This window comes from uncultured Romboutsia sp. (assembly GCF_958366745.1).
Classification (GTDB): domain Bacteria; phylum Bacillota; class Clostridia; order Peptostreptococcales; family Peptostreptococcaceae; genus Romboutsia; species Romboutsia timonensis.
In genome coordinates this window covers 1-8,915 of record NZ_CATXCO010000088.1, presented here as the reverse complement: position 1 = coordinate 8,915, position 8,915 = coordinate 1, and the positions used below count along the sequence as shown (strand labels likewise).

General features: G+C 27.0%; 11 protein-coding genes and 1 pseudogene. 2 read left to right on the top strand and 10 right to left on the bottom strand.

All coding sequences use genetic code 11. The features are described from left to right. Together Q5F54_RS07385 and Q5F54_RS07380 are read right to left on the bottom strand one after the other, a co-directional pair. Positions 1-415 (bottom strand): DegV family protein (locus tag Q5F54_RS07385; RefSeq protein ID WP_302334167.1); only part of this gene is annotated, 415 nt, incomplete at its 3' end. A gap of 152 nt (positions 416-567) precedes the next feature. Beyond that, a pseudogene (locus Q5F54_RS07380) lies at positions 568-1,746 on the bottom strand (AI-2E family transporter). Positions 1,747-1,977: 231 nt separating this feature from the next. Here Q5F54_RS07380 and Q5F54_RS13065 point away from each other — a divergent pair. Then, the gene (locus Q5F54_RS13065) at positions 1,978-2,760 is read left to right on the top strand and encodes a hypothetical protein (RefSeq protein WP_331562515.1); all 783 of its coding nucleotides are present in this window, start codon (positions 1,978-1,980) and stop codon (positions 2,758-2,760) included. A gap of 161 nt (positions 2,761-2,921) precedes the next feature. Here Q5F54_RS13065 and Q5F54_RS07370 read toward each other — a convergent pair whose 3' ends face one another. The 4 genes from Q5F54_RS07370 to Q5F54_RS07355 form a co-directional block, all read right to left on the bottom strand. Further along, positions 2,922-3,221 (bottom strand): GIY-YIG nuclease family protein, encoded by a 300-nt coding sequence (locus Q5F54_RS07370; protein WP_083335019.1) that lies wholly within the window; start codon positions 3,219-3,221, stop codon positions 2,922-2,924. A 424-nt stretch (positions 3,222-3,645) separates the two neighbouring features. Continuing rightward, the gene (locus tag Q5F54_RS07365; RefSeq protein WP_302334166.1) at positions 3,646-3,801 is read right to left on the bottom strand and encodes a hypothetical protein; all 156 of its coding nucleotides are present in this window, start codon (positions 3,799-3,801) and stop codon (positions 3,646-3,648) included. Positions 3,802-3,890: 89 nt separating this feature from the next. After that, the gene (locus Q5F54_RS07360; RefSeq protein ID WP_281537991.1) at positions 3,891-4,199 is read right to left on the bottom strand and encodes a hypothetical protein; all 309 of its coding nucleotides are present in this window, start codon (positions 4,197-4,199) and stop codon (positions 3,891-3,893) included. Between the two features lie 44 nt (positions 4,200-4,243). After that, entirely contained in the window at positions 4,244-4,513 is a 270-nt protein-coding gene (locus tag Q5F54_RS07355) for a hypothetical protein (RefSeq protein WP_302169374.1), read from the bottom strand. Positions 4,514-4,709: 196 nt separating this feature from the next. Here Q5F54_RS07355 and Q5F54_RS07350 point away from each other — a divergent pair, with 196 nt between their 5' ends. Then, a complete protein-coding gene (locus tag Q5F54_RS07350; RefSeq protein WP_180701774.1) occupies positions 4,710-4,856 on the top strand; it encodes a hypothetical protein in 147 nt (48 codons plus the stop codon). Positions 4,857-5,339: 483 nt separating this feature from the next. On the opposite strand, the gene Q5F54_RS07345 is transcribed toward Q5F54_RS07350, so the two are convergent. The 4 genes from Q5F54_RS07345 to Q5F54_RS07330 all read right to left on the bottom strand — a co-directional run bounded on the left by Q5F54_RS07345 (position 5,340) and on the right by Q5F54_RS07330 (position 8,659). Next, positions 5,340-5,948 (bottom strand): NUDIX hydrolase, encoded by a 609-nt coding sequence (locus Q5F54_RS07345; protein ID WP_288247826.1) that lies wholly within the window; start codon positions 5,946-5,948, stop codon positions 5,340-5,342. Positions 5,949-6,280: 332 nt separating this feature from the next. After that, positions 6,281-6,430, bottom strand: coding sequence for a FeoB-associated Cys-rich membrane protein (locus tag Q5F54_RS07340; RefSeq protein ID WP_143023178.1), 150 nt, complete (start codon positions 6,428-6,430; stop codon positions 6,281-6,283). Positions 6,431-6,450: 20 nt separating this feature from the next. Further along, the gene (locus tag Q5F54_RS07335) at positions 6,451-8,427 is read right to left on the bottom strand and encodes a ferrous iron transporter B (protein WP_302334165.1); all 1,977 of its coding nucleotides are present in this window, start codon (positions 8,425-8,427) and stop codon (positions 6,451-6,453) included. A gap of 19 nt (positions 8,428-8,446) precedes the next feature. Then, positions 8,447-8,659, bottom strand: a complete 213-nt coding sequence (locus Q5F54_RS07330) for a FeoA family protein (RefSeq protein ID WP_071119939.1) — start codon at positions 8,657-8,659, stop codon at positions 8,447-8,449. Positions 8,660-8,915: the final 256 nt, after the last annotated feature.

Sequence of the window (8,915 nt, the reverse complement as noted above, 5' to 3'; positions counted from 1 at the left end):
TTCTATCCTCTTCTATTAATTTAGTTGCTATAACTGCTAATTGACCTTGCCCGATAGAACCTACTTCTGAATCTATTACAGCAATCCTTCTTGTTTTATCATTTTGCTCACACATATTTTGTGCCAAACTTGCTGTATAGTATGTTGATGATAATTGAGAAGATATTGTTATAACTATTAAATCTTCATCACCTTCATAATTTTCTAAAAAGGTTTCTGTTGATGGATGCGAAGTTTTTGGAAGTTCTTTGGATAGTGACATTTTCTTGTAAAATTCACTATTTTTCACACTCCTATCAACAAACGTTTCATCTCCAATGTGAATATTTAAAGGTATTACTGTAATTCCATACTTTTTAACTAGTTCTGTACTTAAATCACAAGCACTATCTGTAATTACTCTAATGTTTCGCATAATTTCCTCTCCTTGTTATATAAACTGCCAATATTCCTTACTTTAATTTTATATATTTTTTTTACTCGTGTCAATTTTTATCGTTTATCGCCTGTAAATAATGATTATATTTTTGTTGTTTAGTAATTATTGTATATAAAAAATGCTAGAGACTAATCTCTAGCATTTTTCATATAATCACTGGTTTCAGTTGGAAGTCCTTTTTTTCTTAATTTAGACTCTGTTATATCTTTTATTATAGAATATATTATAGCAAATAACGGAACACCTATTATCATACCAACTAATCCTAATATTTTTCCTGCCACTAAAAGTGCAAATAATATCCAAAATGCTGATATTCCTATAGAATCTCCTAATATCTTAGGTCCTATAACATTACCATCTAATTGTTGTATTATAAGTATTATAAGTAAGAACCATAGTGCCTTAACTGGTGATACAAACATTATTATTACAAATGATGGTATAGCACCAAAGAACGGTCCGAAAAATGGTATTATATTAGTTATACCAATTATAACAGATATAAGTATTGTATATGGCATTTTAAATATTGTAAGTATTATAAATGTTAGTATACCTATTATAGCGGAATCTATTATTTTACCACTTAAAAATTTACCAAATGTATCATTAGTTCTATGAGCAAGATCTATTGCTACTTGTGAATGTTCTTCATTAAATAATGCACAAGTTATTTTTCTACTTAAAGCACAGAACTTTTCTTTATCTATTAATTAGTATATTGATACAATTAATCCTAAAACTATATTCCATATACTTGATGCTACCACTTTAAGTACGTTTCCAAGTATCGGAAGTACATTAGTTACTACGTTTATAGTATATGTTACTATTTCGTTCCACTTTTCCATAGCCATTCCTACATATTCATTGTTTGCATCTAAATTTCTAGTTAGCTCTTCTATTAATTTAGTTGCATTTGACACATATGTAGGTACATCATTAACAAGTCCTGCTATACTATCTACTAATTGAGGAAGAACAAACTGCATAAATAAAGCAATTATAAAAAATACTGTTAAGTATGTAAGTACTATAGATATTCCTCTCTTAGATTTTTTCTTTAGATTTTTAACTAAATCAAATACTAATACTTTTTCTTCATAAAATACTAATATAAAGTTGAATAAATATGACATTACAAATCCTATTATAAATGGTTGTAATGTAGATACTACCCACCCTAATTTAGTAGTAAATGCATCAATTTCACCTATTATACTAAAAAATATTATGCTAGCACATATTACTAAAAATGCATAGACTGATATAGTTGTGTACTTTTTATTCCAATCTATCTTCATAAAATCCTCCATAAAATTTAGTGACTTAAATTCAACCGCACTATTTTAGGTACGTAAGTGTAATATATCATATCTAATTAAACTTGTCATTAAATTTATGTTAAATATAATATGTATTTTAGTAACATTATAATTTGATCTATTATAGAGTGTCTCTTTTTTGTCAATTTAATCATATATCTATAGTATGTAGTTATGAACTACTAAAATATTTATCATGGAGTGTTGTTTATGCATAAAGACTATATTAGCAAAGACAAAATTTGTGGTTGCCAAACTTCAAAACCATCATGTAAAACTAAAAAGAAAGATTATTGCAACGTAAAACCTGATATGGAATCTATGTTTGTATATCCTATAAACTTATGTGACGTTCAAATATATCAGATATTATGTCAATGCATGGGAAGAGTTGTTGGTTTAAAATTAGTAGATAGCGACTGTATACTAAGATTAAAAATAAAACAAGTAAATCAATGTGCTGTTATGGGTAAAACTTGCTCTGGAAAAGGACCTATATATGTTAAATTATCTTCTATACAATATGTAGATTTAGGAAAAGAAACTTATGTAAATCCATTATGTAATTTTGGTACAGTTCAAGGTATCCAAGGCCCTCCTGGCCCTCAAGGTCCTAAAGGTGATATGGGTCCTATGGGTCCTCAAGGTCCTGCTGGTCCTAAGGGTGACATGGGTCCTCAAGGTCCTGCTGGTGTTAAAGGTGCTAAGGGTGATATGGGTCCTCAAGGTCCTGCTGGTGATATAGGTGCTATGGGTTCTCAAGGTCCTGCCGGTGCTATCGGTCCTATGGGTCCTCAAGGCCCTACTGGTCCTACTGGTCCTCAAGGCCCTGCTGGTGCTATGGGTCCTCAAGGCCCTACTGGCCCTCAGGGTCCTGCCGGTGCTGTCGGTCCTATGGGTCCTCAAGGTCCTGTTGGTCCTAAAGGTGCTATGGGTCCTACTGGAAAAACTGAAAAATATACACCACCTAAAAAAGTACCATATAAAAACTAGTATTAACTTAAAATTTACTTTGAATATATCTATTGCTAAATATATTATTTTTTATTTTTTAAAACCTATTGATAGAAAAATTATCAACAGTTTTTAATATATTATAAAATCATATTAAGAAAAAGGAGCATCTATTATTTTTTATAAAATAGATGCTCCTTTTATTCATTATGTGGAAGTTTATAACATTCTTTATTTTCCAATGTTTCTAAAAACTCCTTTGGATTTTTAATAATCCATAACTTCTTGTTCCTATTTAGTCTTTTTATATAATATTCAAGCTTCATAGCATTGCTTTTACTATCAGCTATAAAGTAAGTTTCTAATCTTTTAAACCCCTTTACCCTGCTATATTTGCAATTTATACCACTTTCATGTTCTTTCATTCTTCTAACTATATCTGTTGTATACCCAGTATATAGTGAATCATCTTTGCATCTTATTATATATGTAAAATACATCATAATCTCCTATATTAATTCCTTATTAATAAAATTTAATTATATTTTGTTTATGTATCTATTTCTCAGGATTATATTTTTGAGCAGTGTTTTAGCAAAATTTTACTTACCTAAACATACAAATTTGCTTTATTAACTTAATACTTATACTCTTATTTAGTCCTTCTAATTTTTCATTTATTACTTTTTCATTATCTCATGTATTCCCTCTTGTGTAAACTCTTACACATAAGTATTTTCTATTATGACTATGTTAGCTTACTTCGTGATAATAATGGCATAAAATAACCATACCTAGTATTTTTAATGATTTGAATTATAAAGTATGGTTATTTTTCTAATTTGCTATAAATTGTTCATAATATATTAAAATTGTTAACTAAATCTGCTCTATAAATTGTAATTTATTTATTATATAAACTTATTAATACATCATGCCTAATAACCCTAATATAAATACTATAGAAAAATATTTTTTTCTTTTTTTCTCTTCATCTTTATTATTAATACTCATAAAAAACTTAGCTTTTGTTTCTAAAAACATCGCAGTAGATTCTATTATGTCTATAAAAAAGTCCATTTATCATTCCCCCCTCTCAAAATGCTATATTAAAGTACTATTTATATAATTTGATATATTAAAGCTATGCATAGTAAAATATGAATATATTACAAATTCCCTTTAGGTTTTGGATAATATTTTTCAAAAATAGGTTTTAAGCATAGTATTACCACAATACCTATAGCCATAGAAAATATTGTGTTAGTATAATCCTCTGCAAAACGAAAACAACCCATCATAATAGCCATTAAAATACGGTTTGATTTTAAATATTTGCTATACATTGTTTTATATGACTCACTATGTGTACCATCCTGGGTTGATTTTTTAATATATATTTCTACTCTATGAAAAACACTATAAAAAACGTAAAAAAGAAAACTAAAATATATAGCATTTATTAAATTATAAATCAATATAAGTCCCCCCTTATTTTACTAAATGTTTGTTTTATATTATATTAAGATTGTAAAATATTATATAAATATTTTGAAGAAAATAACAATATTAAAATCCATAATATTATAGAACCTACTATAATATTAATTTTACGTTCTTTTGAACTAATTTTATTATGTGTTTTAAGAATATTTATTAAATCATATTGTGATATACAGCCTATTGTAATATATAGTACAGATATAACAATATTATTCTTATCATATAGCAATGTTATTAATACTATACATATAATTAAAAACATAATTAATTGTTTTGCCCTTTTACTCAATATATCTCCCCCTATCATTTAGTTGTATACCAAATAATTTCACATTATATTAATAATGTGAACTAACAGTATATCTATTAATAAATATATGATATAATAAAATTCTAAATAAAAATTGAATATATTCTTTGAGTGCATTCATACTTAACTTATCAAAAGACAATCACCTACTTTCTAGTGAAAGGAGGTGGAAAGTATGGAAATTGCAACAATATATTACATAGTAAAATTTTTACTTGATTTATATAAAGCAAAAAAGCACTCAAACACGACTAAGAGTACTTTTAGCTTTAAGCTAGAGACTTCTAAATTTAATTTAGAAATCAATAGCAAAAAATATTAGATTATTAATATAAGTTAGGAGAATACACTCTACACGACTAGAATATACTCTCTAATTTTTTATTGATAGTTATATTATATCATAATTTATGATATATAAACTATCATTTTTTTATTGTATATTATTAATTTCACATTATATTAAAACTGTTCATTAAGTCTGCTATATAAATTAAAATTTATCAGCTCCTAGTGCAATAAAACCTACTGTAATAGCTAGAGCAAGCATTATATCATGTTTCCTAAACGGATTTTTTACAATTGAATATACTAAAACGCTGTACAAATTAACAATACAGTTAATATAAAGCCACGTAAAATCTTTCTATTTTTAGCCATCTTTCCAATCTCCCCCAAAATTCTAATATAGATATTATCAGGTAGGAACCTACTTCGCATTATATAACAATTGCGAACTTTGATTATATTATACATAATAAATCACAAAGTTAACTAACATAGCATAACTTTTGGACAAATTCTTTTATATAAATAGACTTTCACCTAGTTTTTCAAATATTTGAAGCATTAAATATGCTTTTATATCTATACTTTCTTCATTTTCTAAGATATTTTTAGCCTCTTCTTTTGATATTAACATTGCTTTTATATCTTCATCATCTTCTTGATATTTATCAGTTATCTCTCCATCACATAAACAATATACAAATGCCACAGATTCATCTGTCATACCTGGAGATAAATATAACTTATCTTTACTGTTTATTTTGTTTATACTTATTAAATCAAGTCCTGTTTCTTCTTTTAATTCTCTTCTTACAGAAGTCTCAATATCTTCATTGTTATCAACAAGTCCTGCTGGTAACTCGTATATGTATTTGTTTATAGGTACTCTATATTGATTTATAAGTACTAATTTATTTTGTGCTTTATGAAGTGCACATATTACTACTGCATCAATTTTATCTTCATTATTTTCTAAATATACTTTTTCTAGTTCTTCTTTACTTTTTCTAGATGATACCATCCAGTGCTTTTCCTGACCTTTTTTATTTTTATATTCTACATCGTATAAACTTACGAAATCTGTTTCTACTAATGGCTTTAAACCTTTTATCTTTGAATTTTCCAAAATTATACCCCTTTCTAATCGCTATAGTTTTATTATATCAATGATATTACATTTTATCATTATTTTTACAAAAAATTCGCTTTGGTTGATCAACGTGTCATTAAAACACTTCATTTCACTAACTATATATCCTTGTTCAAGCTATAGATACATCCGTTGCTAAAAAATATTTTTTACTTTTATAAAGTTCTTGTTATTACTTATATTTAAGCATTATAAATAAAATTTTCTATCCTAGTTTTATTATACATAAAAAAATATTACTGAAAGTTAAATTTTCCAGTAATATTTTTTATAATTTTATTTATATAAATCTATCTTTTATTTATAAACTATTTATTACAACCTTTACAGCTAGAAGAACCTGAGCATTTATAACATCCATAATCAGAACTTCCCTTATTCTTATTATGTTTAATTATAGGTCTAATAGCTAAGAATAATATAAAAGCTACTACAATAATTACTATTAAATTTCCCATAACTAATCTCCTTTAATATATTATTGTACTTGTACTTTTGATACTTTCTTTTCACTTTCACTAACCTTATTAGATTTTATCTTATATACTACATAAAATACTGCTAAAGCTAATATTATAACTGCAGGTATAAATCCTTGAGCTAACTCTTTATATACTAATATAGTACCAACTTGATAAGTTATCATAGCTACAATATATCCTACACTTAATTGAAGTAATACTGATTTTAACAACCACTTATTAGATTTCATTTCTGATTTCATAGCACCTATTGCTGCAAAACAAGGTGGTGTAAATAAGTTAAAGAACATAAATGCAAGTGCAGAAACTGCTGTTATTCCCATAGTTTCTTTTACAGTCATAGCATTAACTAGTTCAAAATCAGAATTTATAGCAGCTCCCATTGAATAAACTACTGCTAATGTTCCCACAACTTCTTCTTTAGCTATAAATCCTGTTATAGCTGCTGCTGCAAGTTGCCATACACCTATTCCTACTGGTATAAGTAAAAATGCAAATGGTGTAGCTACATTAGCTAGTATTGAAGTATTTACTGCATCTTCTACTAATTGTAATTTAAAGTTAAATGATGACATTATAAATACTACTGTATTACAAACTATTATAATAGTACCTGCTCTTGTTATAAAGTCTTTACCTGTTTCTAACATTTTAAAGAATGCTCTTTTTATGCTTGGTATACGATACTGTGGTAATTCTATTATAAAGTAATTTTTTATATTATCTGCTCCAGTTACTTTCTTTAATATTAATCCCACACATATTATAACTGTAAAAGCTACAATATAAGTAAGTGGGAACATATATCCTTGTTCTTTGAAAAATGCTGCTGTAAATAATGCTATTATAGGCAATTTAGCCCCACAAGGAACAAATGGTGTTAACATTGCAGTAAGTCTACGTTGCTTTTCATCTTTTATAGTTCTAGTTGCCATAATTCCAGGGATTGAACATCCATATCCTACTATCATAGGTATTATAGACTTTCCTGATAATCCTATTTTTCTAAATAGTGGATCAAATATTAAAGCTATACGAGCCATAAATCCACTGTCTTCTACTAATGATAACATAAACATTAATACCATAACTAATGGAACAAATCCAACTACTGCTCCAACTCCACCTATTATACCATCTGTTAATAATGCATTTAAAAAGTCTGATGTTCCCATACTTGCTAACTGGCCTGAAACTGCATTTTGGAAGTTTTTTATAAATCCTACTAATGCATCTGCAACTAATGGACCTAATGTATTTATAGATAAATCAAAAATAAATGCCATAATTAAAATAAAAAGTCCAGTTCCTATTATAGGATTAGTTACAAACCTATCGATTTTATCTTCTAAAGTTTCTTCATTATGTCTTATTATTCTATTTTCAACTTTTGAAATTATATTATTAACTATACTATATCTTTTTTTATCTTGTTTTTCTTCATTATGTATATTTGATAATTCTTTAAATAAATTCTTTTGTTCTTTTAATTTAGAGCTTTCAGAAGCTACATTAATTAAATTTTTAAGACCTTCATTTTTAGCTGCTGATATTTCAACAACTTTGCAGTTTAATTCTTTTTCTAATTTACTAACATCGATATCCGTTACATTTTTTGATATATCAACTTTATTAAGTGCAACAACTACTGGTATATTAAGTTCTAATAGTTGTGTTGTAAAGAATAAACTTCTATTTAAATTTGTAGAATCTACCACATTTATTATAACATCAGGATTTTCAGTTTTTATGAAATCTGTTGTTATACTTTCTTCACTTGTATATGGTCTTATTGAGTATGCACCTGGTAAATCTACAATATCTATATTATTTCCTAAACTTTCTTTTAATTTTGCTTCTTTTTTGCTCACTGTAACCCCTGCCCAGTTACCAACGTATTCTTGTTTTCCTGTAAGGGCATTATATAGTGTTGTTTTCCCACTATTTGGGTTTCCCGCTAATGCTATCTTCATTCCCTCATCTCCTCTTTTATTAGAATATTTCTATAACCTCTGCAAGGTCTTTGTCTATCCCGTATCTTCCACCTTTTATATTAATTATTAAGTTTGAGTACATTTTTTTAACTATACTTATAGTTTCTCCTTCAAAGCATCCTAGAGTAAATAAAAACTTATTTATTTCTTCATCTCCATTTATAGATTTTATTGTATATATAATACCTTTTTGACCTTCTGGTAATTTCATTTTTACACCTCTTTCCTTCCCAATTTATCGTTTTTGATAATTACTATCATTAATTATATGATAATCAATTTCAATCATTTTGTCAACTTGATTGTTTATTTTTTATATATTCATAATAAAGTCCTCAAATAAAAATTTTATTATATAGTTTCCTTAAGCGTAAAAAATTCGCTTCGCCTGAGCGACGTGTCGGCGAAACATTTCATGTCGCCAACGACTTCGTCCGTTGCTCAAAATCTTTTTTACGCTCAAAACC

What these genes read in the sequence shown, in the direction of transcription:
- Q5F54_RS13065 (WP_331562515.1), top strand. Translation starts at nt 1,978, where the DNA reads ATGCATAAAGACTATATTAGCAAAGACAAAATTTGTGGTTGCCAAACT.
- Q5F54_RS07370 (WP_083335019.1), bottom strand. Translation starts at nt 3,221, where the DNA reads ATGTATTTTACATATATAATAAGATGCAAAGATGATTCACTATATACT.
- Q5F54_RS07365 (WP_302334166.1), bottom strand. Translation starts at nt 3,801, where the DNA reads ATGGACTTTTTTATAGACATAATAGAATCTACTGCGATGTTTTTAGAA.
- Q5F54_RS07350 (WP_180701774.1), top strand. Translation starts at nt 4,710, where the DNA reads ATGGAAATTGCAACAATATATTACATAGTAAAATTTTTACTTGATTTA.
- Q5F54_RS07340 (WP_143023178.1), bottom strand. Translation starts at nt 6,430, where the DNA reads ATGGGAAATTTAATAGTAATTATTGTAGTAGCTTTTATATTATTCTTA.
- Q5F54_RS07335 (WP_302334165.1), bottom strand. Translation starts at nt 8,427, where the DNA reads ATGAAGATAGCATTAGCGGGAAACCCAAATAGTGGGAAAACAACACTA.
- Q5F54_RS07330 (WP_071119939.1), bottom strand. Translation starts at nt 8,659, where the DNA reads ATGAAATTACCAGAAGGTCAAAAAGGTATTATATATACAATAAAATCT.